Source organism: Streptococcus sp. AM28-20 (assembly GCF_003603595.1).
In the GTDB taxonomy this organism is placed as follows: domain Bacteria; phylum Bacillota; class Bacilli; order Lactobacillales; family Streptococcaceae; genus Streptococcus; species Streptococcus ilei.
The window spans coordinates 239,999-256,147 of sequence record NZ_QTNK01000002.1 but is presented as its reverse complement, the minus strand read 5'-3'; the positions used below and the strand labels follow the sequence as shown (position 1 = coordinate 256,147).

At 42.2% G+C, this 16,149-nt stretch carries 14 protein-coding genes and 2 pseudogenes; 12 read left to right on the top strand and 4 right to left on the bottom strand.

Annotated elements, in window-relative coordinates:
* Window positions 1-76: 76 nt before the first annotated feature.
* Together ugpC and DW738_RS06345 are read left to right on the top strand one after the other, a co-directional pair.
* A complete protein-coding gene (ugpC, locus tag DW738_RS06350) occupies window positions 77-1,207 on the top strand; it encodes a sn-glycerol-3-phosphate ABC transporter ATP-binding protein UgpC (RefSeq protein ID WP_023024380.1) in 1,131 nt (376 codons plus the stop codon).
* Between the two features lie 64 nt (window positions 1,208-1,271).
* Complete coding sequence (locus DW738_RS06345) at window positions 1,272-2,939, top strand: alpha-glucosidase (RefSeq protein ID WP_123160611.1); 1,668 nt, start codon at window positions 1,272-1,274, stop codon at window positions 2,937-2,939.
* Window positions 2,940-2,998: 59 nt separating this feature from the next.
* Here DW738_RS06345 and DW738_RS06340 read toward each other — a convergent pair whose 3' ends face one another.
* Window positions 2,999-6,229, bottom strand: a complete 3,231-nt coding sequence (locus DW738_RS06340) for an LPXTG-anchored zinc carboxypeptidase (protein WP_123160610.1) — start codon at window positions 6,227-6,229, stop codon at window positions 2,999-3,001.
* Between the two features lie 170 nt (window positions 6,230-6,399).
* The gene (locus DW738_RS06335; protein ID WP_023024374.1) at window positions 6,400-7,365 is read right to left on the bottom strand and encodes an aromatic acid exporter family protein; all 966 of its coding nucleotides are present in this window, start codon (window positions 7,363-7,365) and stop codon (window positions 6,400-6,402) included.
* 104 nt (window positions 7,366-7,469) lie between these two features.
* On the opposite strand from DW738_RS06335, the gene rlmB reads away from it, so the two are divergent.
* The 5 genes from rlmB to rpsI all read left to right on the top strand — a co-directional run bounded on the left by rlmB (window position 7,470) and on the right by rpsI (window position 10,614).
* Window positions 7,470-8,198: a 23S rRNA (guanosine(2251)-2'-O)-methyltransferase RlmB gene (gene rlmB / locus DW738_RS06330; RefSeq protein WP_042361243.1), complete on the top strand. Its 729-nt coding sequence runs from the start codon at window positions 7,470-7,472 to the stop codon at window positions 8,196-8,198.
* 29 nt (window positions 8,199-8,227) lie between these two features.
* Window positions 8,228-8,743, top strand: coding sequence for an NYN domain-containing protein (locus tag DW738_RS06325; RefSeq protein WP_023024371.1), 516 nt, complete (start codon window positions 8,228-8,230; stop codon window positions 8,741-8,743).
* Window positions 8,740-9,603 carry a DegV family protein gene (locus DW738_RS06320; RefSeq protein WP_023024369.1) on the top strand — a complete coding sequence of 288 codons (864 nt, stop codon included), beginning with the start codon at window positions 8,740-8,742 and terminating at the stop codon, window positions 9,601-9,603. The genes DW738_RS06325 and DW738_RS06320 overlap by 4 nt, the downstream gene beginning before the upstream one ends.
* Before the next feature lie 153 nt (window positions 9,604-9,756).
* Complete coding sequence (gene rplM, locus DW738_RS06315; protein ID WP_023024367.1) at window positions 9,757-10,203, top strand: 50S ribosomal protein L13; 447 nt, start codon at window positions 9,757-9,759, stop codon at window positions 10,201-10,203.
* A gap of 18 nt (window positions 10,204-10,221) precedes the next feature.
* Window positions 10,222-10,614 carry a 30S ribosomal protein S9 gene (gene rpsI, locus DW738_RS06310; protein ID WP_000075969.1) on the top strand — a complete coding sequence of 131 codons (393 nt, stop codon included), beginning with the start codon at window positions 10,222-10,224 and terminating at the stop codon, window positions 10,612-10,614.
* A 109-nt stretch (window positions 10,615-10,723) separates the two neighbouring features.
* Here the strand turns inward: rpsI and DW738_RS06300 are convergent, their stop codons facing one another.
* A complete protein-coding gene (locus tag DW738_RS06300; protein WP_002893762.1) occupies window positions 10,724-10,945 on the bottom strand; it encodes a tyrosine-type recombinase/integrase in 222 nt (73 codons plus the stop codon).
* A gap of 244 nt (window positions 10,946-11,189) precedes the next feature.
* Window positions 11,190-11,798 carry a DUF1269 domain-containing protein gene (locus DW738_RS06295; protein WP_002893760.1) on the bottom strand — a complete coding sequence of 203 codons (609 nt, stop codon included), beginning with the start codon at window positions 11,796-11,798 and terminating at the stop codon, window positions 11,190-11,192.
* A gap of 353 nt (window positions 11,799-12,151) precedes the next feature.
* Here DW738_RS06295 and DW738_RS10350 point away from each other — a divergent pair.
* The 5 genes and pseudogenes from DW738_RS10350 to DW738_RS06270 form a co-directional block, all read left to right on the top strand.
* Window positions 12,152-12,277, top strand: a pseudogene (locus DW738_RS10350) (IS982 family transposase); the annotation flags it as partial.
* A gap of 18 nt (window positions 12,278-12,295) precedes the next feature.
* Window positions 12,296-12,629: pseudogene (locus DW738_RS10400) on the top strand (diacylglycerol kinase family lipid kinase); the annotation flags it as partial.
* A 136-nt stretch (window positions 12,630-12,765) separates the two neighbouring features.
* On the top strand, window positions 12,766-13,368 hold the full coding sequence (locus tag DW738_RS06280) for a transposase (RefSeq protein ID WP_255260894.1): 603 nt from the start codon (window positions 12,766-12,768) through the stop codon (window positions 13,366-13,368).
* Between the two features lie 180 nt (window positions 13,369-13,548).
* Window positions 13,549-13,827, top strand: a complete 279-nt coding sequence (locus DW738_RS06275; RefSeq protein ID WP_002902306.1) for a DUF6110 family protein — start codon at window positions 13,549-13,551, stop codon at window positions 13,825-13,827.
* A 1-nt stretch (window position 13,828) separates the two neighbouring features.
* Window positions 13,829-15,892 (top strand): heavy metal translocating P-type ATPase, encoded by a 2,064-nt coding sequence (locus DW738_RS06270; protein WP_002893754.1) that lies wholly within the window; start codon window positions 13,829-13,831, stop codon window positions 15,890-15,892.
* The last annotated feature ends 257 nt before the right edge of the window (window positions 15,893-16,149 follow it).

Here is a 16,149-nt window from a genome sequence, read left to right as displayed (position 1 = left end):
TTTTTGTGAGACTTGCCATAGCTTTGTAAAACGTTTTCATTTACAATAGAATTATAAAAATCAAAGGAGTACCATCATGGTAGAATTAAATCTTAAAAATATTTACAAAAAATATCCAAACAGCGAACACTATTCAGTTGAAGACTTCAACTTGGACATCAAAGACAAAGAGTTTATCGTTTTCGTAGGTCCTTCAGGATGTGGTAAATCAACAACTCTTCGTATGATCGCTGGTCTTGAAGACATCACAGAAGGTGAATGTTCGATCGATGGTACTGTTGTAAACAACGTGGCACCGAAAGACCGTGATATCGCCATGGTATTCCAAAACTACGCTCTTTACCCACACATGACTGTTTATGACAACATGGCCTTTGGTTTGAAATTGCGTAAATACAGCAAGGAAGATATCGACAAACGTGTACAAGAAGCAGCAGAAATCCTTGGCTTGAAAGAATTTTTGGATCGTAAACCAGCTGACCTTTCTGGTGGTCAACGTCAACGTGTGGCTATGGGTCGTGCCATTGTCCGTGATGCAAAAGTATTCTTGATGGACGAACCTTTGTCAAACTTGGATGCCAAATTGCGTGTATCAATGCGTGCTGAAATCGCTAAAATCCACCGTCGTATCGGAGCTACAACTATCTACGTAACTCACGACCAAACAGAAGCGATGACATTGGCAGACCGTATCGTTATCATGTCAGCAACTAAGAACCCTGCTGGTACTGGTACAATTGGACGTGTTGAACAAATTGGTTCTCCGCAAGAAGTGTACAAAAACCCAGTGAACAAATTCGTAGCTGGATTCATCGGAAGCCCAGCGATGAACTTCATTAACGTGAAATTGGAAAATGGCTACATCGTTGCTAACGGTTTGAATTTGAAAGTTCCAGAAGGTGCTTTGAAAGTTCTTCGTGAAAAAGGCTATGAAGGCAAAGAATTGATCTTTGGTATCCGTCCAGAAGATGTGAATACAGAGGCTGCTTTCCTTGAAACATTCCCAGAATCAGTAGTAAAAGCAACCATCTCTGTATCTGAGTTGCTTGGTTCTGAATCTCACTTGTACTGCCAAGTTGGTGACAACGAATTCATCGCTAAAGTGGATGCGCGTGACTACCATGAAACAGGTGCAACTATCGAACTTGGATTTGACTTGAACAAAGCTCACTTCTTCGATAAAGAAACTGAAAAAACAGTATACTAAAATTTGAATAATATAGAGGCTGAGACGCATGTCTTGGCCTTCTATTTATTAAAGGAGACAAGAAATGGAAAAAGATTGGTGGAAGGGAAAAGTCGCTTACCAGATCTACCCGAAAAGCTTTAAGGACAGCAATGGCGACGGGATTGGGGACCTGAAAGGAATTACTCAAAAGCTAGATTATCTTGAAAAACTTGGAATCGATATTCTCTGGCTATCCCCTATTTACAAGAGTCCTTTTATTGATCAGGGCTATGATATTTCAGACTACTATGCCATTGATCCCATCTTTGGGACTATGGAAGACATGGAAGAGTTGATTGCGGAAGGCAAGAAGCGTGGCATTTCCATTATTATGGACTTGGTGGTCAACCACTGCTCCAGCCATCACGAGTGGTTCCAAAAAGCTTTAGCGGATCCTGATGGCCCTTATGCGGATTACTTTTATTTTATCGAAAGTGACAAGGAACCCAACAACTGGGAAAGTTATTTTGGAGGCAGTGTCTGGGAACCGGTACCTGGCACTAACAAATACTATCTCCATTCTTTCCATAAGGATCAGCCAGACCTCAATTGGCAAAATCCTGTCCTGCGCGAAGAAATTTACACCATGATCAATTGGTGGTTGGACAAGGGGATTGCGGGCTTTCGGATCGATGCCATTATCAATATCAAAAAGGATCTGGAATGGCGTTCGCTTCCATCAGATCGTGCCAATGGCTTGGTCCCAGTACCGGAATCATTGGTGAATGCCCAACCGATTGAACCCTTCTTGCAAGAGTTAAAGGAGCGAACCTTTGCTAAGTACAATGCCTTCACTGTAGGGGAAGTTTTCAATGAAACCGACGAAGAATTGCATTTCTTTATCGGAAAAGATGGTGTCTTTTCTTCGATTTTTGACTTCAAGCAAACCATGCTAGGTCAGGAAGGAAAGGGCTGGTTTGACCATACTCTTCCAACAGCAGATGAACTTAAGGAAAGTATTTTTCAAGCGCATGAGCGCGCGGATAGCATTGGGGTCCTCTCAACCATCATTGAAAATCATGATGAGCCTCGTGGTGTGTCCCACTATATCGCAGAAGGTCCTGTAAACGATACCAGTAAAAAAGCCCTAGGAACCATTCAAGTGTTGCGCAAGGGAATTCCTTTTATCTATCAAGGTCAAGAAATTGGGATGGAAAACCAAGTCTTTGAATCAGTGGAGGATTTTGATGATATCGCGACGATCAATGGCTACCATGTGGCTAAAGAGGCCGGTCTGAGCGAGGAAGAAGCCTTGGCGGCGATTGCCAACTACAGCCGAGACAATGCGCGGACGCCGATGCAGTGGACAGCAGAGCCAGGTCTGGGCTTTAGCGATGGACCAGCTTGGTTGATCAGTCCCAAACCGGATTATTCCATCAATGTGGAAGACCAGGAAAAGGACCCAGACTCCATCTTGAATTATTATCGTCAGCTGACGGCCTTGTATCGCCATCCTCTCTATGGAAATACCATCCGGTTTGGAGATATGATCCCAGCTTATCGGGATCGTGAAAACATCATCGCCTTCGAACGTCGTGGGGAGAAGCGTCTCTTAATTGTCAGCAATTTTCAAAATCATCAAGCTAGTTTGGACTTGCCAGCTCCGATTGAAACTGTCATTTTAACTAATGTCACGGGACTATTCCAAGAAGGAGACCAAGTGTTAGAATTGGCCCCTTACCAAACCATCGTGTTGGAATTAGTAGAATAGAAAAGAACCTTCGCGTCTGCGAAGGTTCTTTTCATGTCGTCCAAGTCTAAACCTGGAACTTATTCAACTTCTTTCTTTTTCAAGAGGAGGAATCCACCGCTAACGGCTAGCAAGAAGCTTGAAAGGATAAAGTGTCCACTTGAGTGATCTCCAGTTTGTGGCAATTGTGCCTTGGCTGGATTTTCTTGGAAGCTTTGTCCAACCTGGTAGGTCAAGGCTTGCACGCTTTCTCCAGTTTCAGCTACAGTTTCTTTTTGTGGAAGGAGAACTGTAGGAGTGTCCTTCTTGGCCAAGATTGGCTGTTGAGTGGTTGTTTGATTATGAATTGGAACTACCACTTGATCTGGGTCTTTAGCTGGAACGTAGTCTGTCAAGGTAGCCAACTTACTACCAAAGATCGCATTGGTTACCCAGCGGAAGAAGTGGACAGGGTGTTGGCGATTGGTTGGATTTCCAGCATAGACAAAGAGTGGTTGGCCGAGAAGTTCTCCAGAAATGGCCATGACCTTATTGGCTAGGACTTCATTTTTTGGCCACCAGCCAGCAATGTAGTAGTCGCTTGAAGCGATGCTCATCAAGGTTTTGAAGTTGCTTGGAACTTTTTCAATCCAGTTTCCTGAGTTGGAGTAGAAGAGGGCGTTCTTCTTGTAACCGCTGGTCAGTGGATCTTGGTCATCGATGATGGCCTTCATCAAGCCTTCGTAGTCACTGCCACCTTTTAGTTTTTCAGCATCAAAGCCTGCAAGAACTCCCAATTTTTCTAGTTTCTGCATGGCTTCCCCGCCGATGACGAGAGTTGGTTTCTTGCCGAAGATGGAGGCATCGAAGCGATTGTTTTCAAGAACAATAACATCTGCTTCATCAGGAGTATCGACGATTTGGAAACCTAATTTTTCAAGAACCAAACTAGTATGAGCAGGCGCATCTACTCCAGTCCAATTGTAGTGATAATTAGGTGAGTAGATTTTCAGTGGTTTTAAGGTTGGACCGTTTGGAACCTTGTAGAGGGCTTCCCCGTAAATAGCATAATTTGGAAGGAGCGATGCGAAGGTATCGCGGTCAACGATGTAACCATCATCTGTTAGGTAAACTGATTTGCCTTGGGAAATCGCTTTGTTTACCGCTTGAACAGCGCTAGCTGATGTATTGGCGATGACGTAGTAAGGCGCTTTTGGATCGATCTCAGAGGTTCTAGTCGCGCGAGTGGTTGTGACTTCTCCAAGTTTTCCAGCAAAGAGACCGTCCTTGAATACAGGTTCTGCCTTGAAGCCTTTCATATCAGGGAAGTTAACGAGAAGTTCTGCATACATGGCTGCCCAGGCGGATTCATTCGAACCTTTATAGAGGATATGGTTGGCGTAGCCCCGTTTGGCTTGGGCCATATCAATGACTAAGTCCCCTTTTTTGTAGCTGCCTGTATCTTCTTTGAGTTCTTTAACGAGGACACCGTTTCGTTTGAAGTAGTCGATCATATTGAAGGCTTCTTGGGCGTCATTGTCCTTGTCGAGGCTCATTGGGATGACATAGTAGTCTGGGAAGAATTTCGGACGACCATTTTTCACCCGTCCAACGATTTCCCCATTTGGCCCGACCAGTTCGTTTTCTGCTTTTGGATCTTCGATTTTATTGAGACCACGTAGGTAGAAATTGAGTCGCATCTCAAGGAGTTTGTCTGGATCTTGGTTGAGGAAGTCAATGCCTCCGAGAACAGCGTTGCGTCCAGCCTTATAGGACTCTTGGTTGGATTCTGGAATTTCAATCGTATGGCCTAAAATACCGTGGTAGACAGCGTAGACACCTGTATATCCAGAGAAGGAATCATCCCAGCCATCTCCCCAGTCTAGTTTTGGAATGATGTAGCTATCGTATTTGGAATTGGCAACTCCAGCCCGTCCCATATGGCGGGCATTTTCCAACATGAGCTTGGACATGAGGTCGTACTCAAAGTTCGGATCATGTGGAGGTGTTGCAGGCTCGATCAAGAATTCTTTGACAAATCCATGGATATCATAGAGAGCGATTGGATTCCACTTGTTGATCATTTGGATGACGGTACGCACTTCTGGGTTGGTTTGGTAGCTAGCATCCCGGTTGGGATCCAGTCCATTGGCCAAAGCACGCAGGTTGAGAGCATCCCCATCTGGGTTTTCGGTAAAGTCAAACAAGAAGATAAATTTGTTTAAGAGAGTTGGGATGTCCAGAGTTACATTCTTGACATTACCAGCTTCGTCTGTCGTTTTAAAAGTGACTTGATCTTCTGTGGCGAAGGTACGGAAGAGACCGGTGATGATATCAATACCAGGTTGTTCATCCGCATGCGTATTATGAACTAGGACAGGCAGTTTGTAATCTAAGGTTTTGTCCTTCAGAGCTGCCAGCATTTCACTTGGTTTGGTCAAAGTTTTTGGATTGGTAGATGAGAGATAGTGGTCAATACTTGCTTGGTCCTTACTCACAATTCCCATCTTCATATCCCGTCCTTGGGCGCTCTTGCCAAGAGTTTCGAGCTGAACCAGACGGTCTGTTTTGGCTTCTGCCTTTGTCTGTTCAATGGAAGCTAGCATCTCCTCGTGGGTATGGAAATCTTTATATGGACGGAAGGTTAGATTCTTGCGAATAGTTAGTCCAAGATCTGCGCTGGTTCCAACCAAAGTGTGTTCACCGATATAGTTTCGATAGGTCCGACGGATATTATTGGGGCTCCGAAGACTTAAATCTTCACCAAAGAGTTCCTTGACAGTAAAGGTTAGATCCAAATCATTTCCGTTTTTGTTCTCTTCAACTGTGATGAAGGGATCTTTGGACAGAGTTCCTGTCTCCATATCCCAAGTTTTCCATTCTTCCAGTGGTTTGTCGTCCAAGGTCCAGTTGATCTTTCCAGCAGCCTGAGCTTGATCCTTGACAGTATCCGTCAGCGTTCCTTTTTCAGACATGTAAACAGGGCTATCAGTAAGACTGATAGTAGGCTCTGCGTTTGCAGCCCGCTCTGTTACAGGGGCTTCTACTTTGGCTGTAGGACTCGCTGTGTCTGAAGCGGTAGGAGAGCTTTCTCCTGTGCTAGCTGGACTAGCAGTCGCTTCTGTTGCAGGGGCAGGATTTGTTGCCTCTGTGCTGCTTGCCGGACTAGTACTGGTTTCCTCTGGTTTGAGAACACTTTCGACAGGTGTAGCAGGACTTGCTGGTTCAACAGTGTCCGCAGCAACTTGGCCTTGTGCGAGGAAGGCTAAGAGGACAGCGGTAGAGAGACTGAGTGCGTTTGTGTACAAACGCTTCTTATAAGAAGAATGCATAAAGAGACCTCCTTTGTTCTTTACATGTATGCACCCCTATCATAACACTTTATGACAGCGCTTTCAATATATATGGAGGTTTTTCTCTTAAAATTCGTTATAAATTGATGGCAAAGAAAAAAGAGCTGGAAAAATCTTCCCAGTCTCTTTTTACAGGTCTGAAGATAGAGCTAAGCTTGAAGTTCCTTCTGATAATTTTGATAAAATTCGACCTTGATGGAGATGAAGGTTTCAAGATCTCGCAGGAGTTGCAAAAGGGTCGCTCGGGTTTCAAATTCTTGACGAGATCGAGGAAGAGGTCGTTCACGAAAGACTGCTAGATAGCGATTGATTTCATCAAGCAGGAATTGAGCTGGATTTTCCTGACTGAGTTGGCTGGCTGTTTTAGCAAAGAGTTGAGCCAAAATAAGACTCTCGCTCGCGGCTAATTGGCAGTTGTTTACGTTGTTGGCCATGTCTCGCAGGATATTATTTTGGCGCTTGCGCATTTCAAAATAGTGGATATGGTAGTTGGTCTGATGGAAGAGGTGGTTGGAATGGTCTAGATATACCAAATCGAGAGCCTCTTTTAAGATAGAATCTAGCTCACGAATCAAGCTGGCATCGTTGCTTCCATCTCCTTTTCCTAAAAATTCTGCAAACCGATAGAGAATCTTCTTGAGTTGTTCCTCAACAATCTCGTGATAGCGATCAATTTCTTCTTGTCGAGAAGGCATATAGAGATTGGCAAGGAGAGCAAAGCTGGTTCCAATTAGGAAAATAGCCACTTCATTTCCTAATAGGGCTAGAGAAGTGGATTTTTCTAGCAGGAGATGGGTAACCAGGACAGAACTTGGTGTGATGCCAATTTCCCAGCCTTGTAGAAAAGCAAGTGGGACATAGGTAGCCAGATAAAAACCAAGAGCCCAGAGATTGTAGCCGAGAATCTGAAAGGCTAAGCTTCCAAGGAACAGGGCTAGAAGCATGGACATAAAGCGGTTGTAGGCCAATCTAGCTGTACTGCGACGGGTATCGGTAATGCTGAGGATGGCAATAATCCCCGCAGAGGTGGCGTAGGCCAGACCTAAAAACTCTGCAAGCAAGATGGCCAAACAGGTGGCGAGGACCATCTTGATGGTTCGGTGAATAAGTGGCATAATGCTGATTCTTTCCTTTTTCTAAACTAGTTTTATTATACCACAAGCAAAGTGGGCTACTCCAAATGTTTCACCAGATATGGCAATTGTGTTATACTAGTTTCATGGAAAAAAACGATATTGTTTACGGCGTTCATGCCGTCACAGAAGCACTGATCGCAAATACAGGAAATAAATTGTATATCCAGGACGATTTGCGAGGAAAGAATGTAGAAAAAATCAAGGATCTGGCTGCAGATAAGAAGGTGTCCATTTCTTGGACTCCTAAGAAGACCTTACAAGAAATGACAGAAGGGGCTGTCCACCAAGGTTTTGTCTTGCGAGTTTCAGAATTTGCCTATACGGACTTGAATGATATCTTGGCCCAGGTAGCTGATCAAGACAATCCCTTGCTCTTGATTTTGGATGGCTTGACCGATCCCCATAACTTAGGATCCATTCTCCGAACAGCCGACGCTACCCAGGTGGCTGGAGTCATCATTCCCAAGCACCGTGCTGTTGGGGTGACACCTGTTGTTGCCAAGACCTCAACTGGAGCAGTAGAGCATGTCCCTATTGCTCGGGTGACCAACCTTAGCCAAACCTTGGATAAGCTCAAAGAAGCAGGTTTTTGGATCTTTGGGACCGATATGAATGGAACGCCTTCTCACAAATGGAATACCAGTGGGAAGTTGGCCCTCATCATTGGAAACGAAGGCAAGGGCATTTCGTCCAATATTAAAAAGCAAGTGGATGAAATGATCGCGATTCCGATGCAGGGGCATGTCCAAAGTCTGAATGCTAGTGTCGCGGCAGCAATCCTCATGTATGAGGTCTTTCGCAATAAACTATAATAGAAGAAAATCCTAGGAAGGGGGAGTCGATGAAGGAAAAGATTTTGTTAGTGGACGGCTACAATATGATTGCCTTCTGGCAGGAAACCCGTCAGCTCTTTAAGAAGAGTGAGCTAGATGCCGCACGAACGATCCTCCTAGAAAAGCTTAGTCACTATGCCAGCTTTGAAGGCATTCGCGTGATTTGTGTGTTTGATGCCCAATATATGCCAGGGATTCGTCAGACCTATGAGGAATTTCAAGTCCAAGTGGTCTTCACAGCGGAGGATGAAACCGCCGATGACTACATTGAACGCTTGGCGGCAGAGCTCAATACCCCCCTTCACCAAGTATCAGTCGCGACGAGTGACTTGAATGAGCAATGGACGGTCTTTGCTCAAGGAGCGCTCCGTGTTTCGGCGCGTGAGCTGGAGAAGAGAGTCGCCGTTGTCAAAGCTGATTTGAACCAGGCGCGAGGAGCCGTCAACGATCAAAAACCACCGATACGGCCTTTTGACCAAGAGGGCCTACGTCAACTACAAAAAGAGATGGGAGCAAGTAAATGACCTTTAAAATTTTAACAGATTCAACTGCAGATTTAGATGAAAGATGGGCACAGGAGCATGATGTAGAAATCGTCGGTTTGTCGATCCAAGTCGATGGGACTCATTATGAGACAGTAGGTCCAGACAAACTTACTAGCCCCCAATTATTAGCAGAAATGCAAAAGGGTGCTAAACCAACGACCAGCCAGGTCAATGTTGGGCAATTCCAAGAGATTTTCAAGGGTTATGCTCAGCGCAAGGAAGACCTCCTTTATATCGCCTTCTCTTCAGTCTTGTCAGGGACCTACCAGAGTGCGGTCATGGCAAGAGACTTAATCCTTGAAGACTACCCAGAAGCTGTGATTGAAATCATCGATCCAAAAGCTGCAGGGATTGGAGAGGGCTACTTGTCTATGCTAGCAGTTGAGGCGCGTGATGCAGGAAAGAGTTTGGATCAAGTTAAGGAAGAGCTGATGGAAGTTGCCCCTAAGTTACGGACCTATTTCTTGGTGGATGATCTCTACCATCTGATGCGCGGAGGACGTCTCTCTAAGAGTTCAGCCATCGTGGGAAGTTTGGTCAACATCAAACCCCTTCTTTGGATTGATGCAGAAGGCAAGTTAGCCCCTATAGCCAAAGTTCGGGGGCGTAAAAAAGCCATGCGAGAAATGCTTTCACTCATCCAGGATGATATCGGCCACAGCACAGCTTTGGTTTCTTACACGGACGATCTTGCTGGAGCGGAAGAGCTCAAGGCTCAATTGTTGGAGAATCCGGCCATCTCTCAAGTTTTGATTATGCCTTTAGGTCCAGTCATTGCAGCCCACGTCGGTCCTAATTCTCTCATCGGCTTTGTCATAGGAAAAGAAAATCGCAAATAATTTTTAAAATCGGTTGACTTTTATTTGAAAAATTTGATACAATAGTAGGCGGTATTGTTTACCCCATTTGTAAGGCCCCGGAACCTTTCAAATAACTCGCGGACCGGAACATCCGCCCTGTAAACAAAAACGATATTCATAATAGGAGAAATCATGAACAAAACTACATTCATGGCTAAACCAGGCCAAGTAGAACGCAAATGGTACGTTGTTGACGCAACTGATGTACCTCTTGGACGCCTTTCAGCAGTTGTTGCTAGCGTGCTTCGCGGAAAAAACAAACCAACATTCACACCACACACTGATACAGGTGACTTCGTAATCGTTATCAATGCTGAAAAAGTTAAATTGACTGGTAAAAAAGCAACTGATAAGATCTACTACACTCACTCAAACCACCCAGGTGGATTGAAATCAATCTCTGCTGGTGAACTTCGTTCTAAAAATGCAGTTCGTTTGATTGAGAAATCAGTTAAAGGTATGCTTCCACACAATACTCTTGGCCGCGCTCAAGGTATGAAATTGAAAGTATTCGTTGGAGCTGATCACACTCACGCTGCACAACAACCAGAAGTTCTTGATATTTCAGGACTTATCTAAGGAAAGGAACAATAAAGTATGTCACAAGCACAATATGCAGGTACTGGACGTCGTAAAAACGCTGTTGCACGCGTTCGCCTTGTTCCAGGAACTGGTAAAATCACTGTTAACAAAAAAGATGTTGAAGAGTACATCCCACACGCTGACCTTCGTTTGGTCATTAACCAACCATTCGCAGTTACTTCAACTGTAGGTTCATACGACGTTTTCGTTAACGTTGTAGGTGGTGGATACGCTGGTCAAGCAGGAGCTATCCGTCACGGTATCGCTCGTGCCCTTCTTCAAGTAGACCCAGACTTCCGCGATTCATTGAAACGCGCAGGACTTCTTACACGTGACTCACGTAAAGTTGAGCGTAAGAAACCAGGTCTTAAGAAAGCTCGTAAAGCATCACAATTCTCAAAACGTTAATCAATACGATTATATCAACGTTTACAGACATTCAAGAATTATTTCTTGGATGTCTTTTTTGTTTCAAAAAATCAAAGTTCACCCCAAAATTCACCCCATATTCACCCCATCAATTTTTTAAACTACGAAAAGCAATATCACCTACAGTCTGATTGACTTTATCTTTGATATTAACGTAAGTTTTTGTAATCTCTTTATCACTATGAGTAAGAGCTTCTGAGAAGGCTTCAAGAGAAACACCTGCTTGTTTAGCAAGAGTAGCACCAGTATGTCTTAGTTTGTGTGGTGATGCTGGTGCTAATTCGGGATGTCTTCGTCTGACTGATTTCATCTTGATAAAACTTAAAATTTTTCTAATTATAACGAAGCATAGTCAAAAAGCTATGACCTCTATATTCACAAAAAAATCCAGACCAATACTAGTCCAGATTTCTTGTCTATTAAACATTCTTTTCAAAGAATGGAAGAACGGCTGTAACGGCTTTGTCAACGCAATTATTTAACTGTGAGAATCCGACGCACATAAATTTTAAATGGCGTCTCAGTCACATTTAAATTTATGAGACGCTTAGACGTTAGGCTTTCAATTTGTCAAATTTTGCTTTGACATTTGCCTTGAATTCTTCAAGTTTAGCCTTGCGTTCGGCTTTACGTTCAGCCTTCATTTGTGCACGTGCCTGGTTGTAGAGGTCTTCTTGGACTTGCAGAGCTGCTTCGATTTCGGCTACGACGGTTGCTACATCCCAACGCACGATTTGGGTGTCGTACTTGGTGAAGTAAGCATCGATGACTGCTTCGTTGTTTTCTTGCACCAAGGCGACAACGGCTGTTTCGCCGTCGATCAATTTTTGAGACACAACGTCAATCAAGCCAGCTTCTGCCGTATCAACGGTATCACCAGCAGCCAAACCATAGAGGCTGCCAATACCATAACCAAACAAGACGCCGATAGGACCACCCAAAAGCCCGATAACTGCACCGAGCAAGCCACCTTCTAGGGTTGCATCCGTCGTTGAATCTTCAAAGTCATAGCGTTCTTTTTCAACGATGTGACCGTTTTCATTTTTGACCAAGGCGATTTGAGCAACCTTGGTCGTCTGAGTTTGGCGGAAAGCCTTCAAATCCGCAAAGGACTGATAAGCTTCGCTTTCAGTGTTAAAGACTGAAACTACTAGGTTTTCCATAGTTAGTACCTCTTTTCTAAATATATACGTTCATTATAATACAGTTTCAATCACTTTTCAATCATTTTAGTGCGACATTTTAATTGATATGTCGCGTTTATCAGCGTCAAAGAACAGTTTCAGGCAGCGGTATATCTTTGCCATATCCCAGCCCAGACACTCTGGCGACTCTGAGTGATTATCAAGAAAGGCGTCCAGCAACATCTTAAAGCCTCCCGTGCAAAAAGTAAATAAATAGTGTTTTTCCTGTATGCCTGTCACACGGCTAAAAGACCGCTTGACCAAATCTTCCAGAAAATTATAGCAGATATTATGTACCAGCTCTGTGTAGCGAGTCTGATGAGCGTGCCGAATCACATCGACACTTTTATAGAATCTGCCAACTGTTTCCTTATGGTCGAATCCTTGAAAGAAGTCGCTTTATTCGTCGGTCAAGACAATTAATTTGGCTGGTGCAACTGATTCGCCAAGCTATGAACAAGCAATTATTACCTTTTGAAAGCAAAAATGGCAATTATGAAGGTGAAGCTACTCAGGTCTTAGTTCTTCTATCCAATTACTATGCAGACAAAAAACTATTTGATGAAAATACAGATGAATATGGAAATATCTTGATTTTAAAGGATTCATCCATCATTTCTAAATTATCGGCTATCCCAGATTTATTAAAAAGGGGATCTAGTAGGTAACAATAATATCGAATATATCAAAGTACGCAATATTAGGATTTCTTCAGAGGTTGAGTTAGAGTCAGATGTTGATGGGGATAAGTCGGATAATCTGCCAATAGATATAAAAATACTAGAAAACAGGCTTGAAAAAGGCTCGTAAAGCTAGCCAGTTCTCTAAACGTTAATTCGTTGCTGGACAGCAGAATACAAACGAAAACACTTTGCATCTTGCAAGGTGTTTTTTTCTATGAGAACTGGCGGTGCGCAATTAGGATAGCTCTAGCGACTTTAGTCGCATAGAGATATGCTATGCACAGTTGCCTCAAGAAAACAATGCTTCTTGGTCCACCCTGTTAGACAAGCTTCAAAACCAAGGAATCCAACAGATTTCTCTTGTAGTTACAGATGGCTTTAAGGGGCTTGAGCAGATTATCAGTCAGGCTCACCCATTAGCTAAACAACAATGTTGCTTAATTCATATTAGTCGAAATCTAGCTAGTAAAGTGAAACGAGCAGATAGAGCGGTTATTCTGGGGCAATTTATAATGATTTATCGTGCTGAAAATTTAGAAATGGCAGGACAAGCTTTAGAGGACTTTCTCGCCGAATGGAAACCAAAGTATAGGAAAGTCATGGAAAGTCTGGAGAAGACGGATAATCTTTTAACTTTTTATCAGTTTCCCTACCAGATTTGGCACAGCATGTATTCGACAAACCTCATTGAGTCTCTTAACAAAGAAATCAAACATCAAACGAAAAAGAAGGTTCTTTTTCCTAATGAGGAGGCTCTGGAACGTTACTTAGTTACGTTGTTTGAAGATTATAATTTCAAGCAAAGTCAACGAATCCATAAAGGGTTTGGTCAATGTTCTGATACACTTGAAAGCTTATTTAATTAACACTCCGTAACTCTACTTAAGTGTTTACACATAATTATTGACAGTATCAAAAAATAAAGTATATTGTTTTCATCATAATATAATTAAATATCAGTATAGAGAATTTTATCTATATATCAGATATCAGCAATTGCTTTTGCTGTCATTTTTCGCTACAATAGTTACAAGGAGGAAATAAACATGTTAAAAGAAGTATTAAACGTCGTAAAAGTTGCGAAAAAATCATCTCTCTTCTTAGGAGGGGTAGCATTTGGGACGCTTGGCTTGAAAGTCTTAGCAAGTAAAGAAGCTAAGAAAGGCTATTCTAAGGCCTTGGCTAAAGCTTACAAATTGAAAGATGGACTGGATGCATCTGTTTCTGTTGTAAAACAACACGGTGATGATGTTTTACAAGACGCTAAATATTTATACGAACAGGAAAAGAAAGAAGAACAATTAGATAGCCTGACAGGTGAATAATATGTCTTTTAAAGTGCTACACAGAGGATATCAACATATCCGATTATCGTCCTCGTTTTCACTGACCTTGGATATTCAAGATTATCTTCGTTCCTTGGCTAAAGATGAAAAAGGGATCGACTCTATTCAGTTTTATATGGATCAGCAGCACTTTACTCTACGTATGAAAGAAGGCTTCTCTGTATTAGAAAATGCAGAGGCCTTTTTAAAAAAAATTGACAAGGGGAAAGTTTCGGACTTGATGACTCTTCCCATTCGTAGAGAAGAGAGTGCTTATTCAATTGTATCGGGTGCAGCGATTAAGCGTTTGCTGTTTCGAAGTTTTGTACCCTACCCTATTCGTTATATTTGGACTTGTTATCAGGCTTTGGGTTATGTCAAAGAAGCCTATCAAACTTTAGCGCGCAAGGAACTAACCATGGAGGTCTTGGACTGTTCGGCCATTTTGTTGTCCTTGTTTATGAACCAATCCAAGACAGCTAGCAACATCATGTTTATGCTTGATTTGGGTAATCATCTGGATCAGTGGTCTTTAAAAAAAACAGCAACAGATTTGGAACAAAGCCTTCTTGCTAAAGAAAGTGATGTTTTCTTAGTGCGGGGAGACATGGTCATCAGCATCAAGAGTTCTGATGTTCAAGTAGGTGATGTATTAGTTGTCTCCCAAGGTAATGAAATCTTGTTTGACGGCCAAGTGGTTTCAGGATTAGGCATGGTCAATGAGAGTTCCTTGACTGGAGAGAGCTTCCCTGTTGAAAAGAAAGAGGGAGATTCTGTATGTGCGAATACTGTTTTGGAAACAGGAGAGTTAAGAATTCGTGTGACTGATAATCAGATAAACAGTCGTATTTTGCAACTCATCAATCTGATGAAAAAATCTGAAGAGAGTAAGAAGACAAAACAACGTCATTTTATTAGGATGGCAGACAAGGTTGTAAAATATAACTTCTTAGGTGCTGGTTTGACTTATCTGTTAACAGGTTCGTTTTCAAAAGCCATTTCCTTTTTATTGGTGGATTTTTCATGTGCTCTAAAAATATCCACACCTGTAGCCTACCTTACGGCCATAAAGGAAGGTCTAAATCGAGAAATGGTTATTAAAGATGGTGATGTATTAGAAAAATATCTGGAAGTGGATACTTTCTTGTTTGATAAAACGGGTACCATCACGACGAGTTATCCTTTGGTTGAAAAGGTTCTTCCTTTCGGAGATTATACTGAGAAAGATATTTTAAGAATAAGTGCATGTTTGGAGGAACATATCTATCATCCTATTGCCAATGCAATTGTTAAACAAGCTGAAATTGAAGGCATTGAACACGAAGAAATGCATGGCAAGCTTCAGTATGTTGCAAGCAAAGGGATTAAATCGCAAATTGATGGTCAATCGGTTGTCATTGGAAATTATGTACTAATGCAAGACGAACAGGTAAGAATTAGTTCTGAGCAGCTGGCCTTGATTGAGCAATATAAGACTCATTACAATTTATTGTTTTTGGCTTATAAGAAAGAATTAATTGGGATGTTTTGTATCCACACTCCCTTGAGAAGCGAGGCGAAAGTTGCATTGAAAAAGCTAAAGCGCCAAGGGAAAAAACTGATTCTGGCAACTGGTGATACGTTGGCTAGAACAGAAGAGTTGGTTAAAGATCTGCCATTTGACAACGTTTATACTGATTTAAAACCAGATGGTAAGTTTCAGTTGGTTCAGGAATTACAGAAAGCTGGCCGAACTATTTTGATGGTTGGAGACGGGTTAAACGACTCTGCTGCCTTGACGCTTGCAGATATTGGGGTTGTGATGAATGAAAGTGCTGATATTTCTAAGCAGATGAGTGATATTTTATTATTAGATAATCGTTTAGATTTCTTCGAGGAATTGAATTCTTTATCTGAATCGTTGCAGAAATTAATTCAAAGAAATATTCAAGAAACAGTTGTAATAAATGGAAGTTTAATTGGATTTGGGTTGTTAAATTGGTTAAGCCCATCTAATCTTTCGATATTGCACAATCTGACTACTTTAAGAATCGTCCTTCGTAGTCTTTCTATTAAAAGTAGGTAAGAGACCGAGAAGCTGAGGTTATAAAAACTAAAAGGAGTTGTCTCATTTGAGAATAACGGTTCTTTGTCAACTGTAGTGGGTTGGTGGAAAATTATACCCTGGAGAGGACCAAATTGGTTCTCTCCTTTTAAATATTGAAAAAACCATTGGCAGTGGACATACTTTAAGACTATATATTTCTGAAACTAGTTTCACAATACAAATATTGACATGCAATTATTAATTGGTGGATTTTAAGTTGACATCTACAAAGGTTA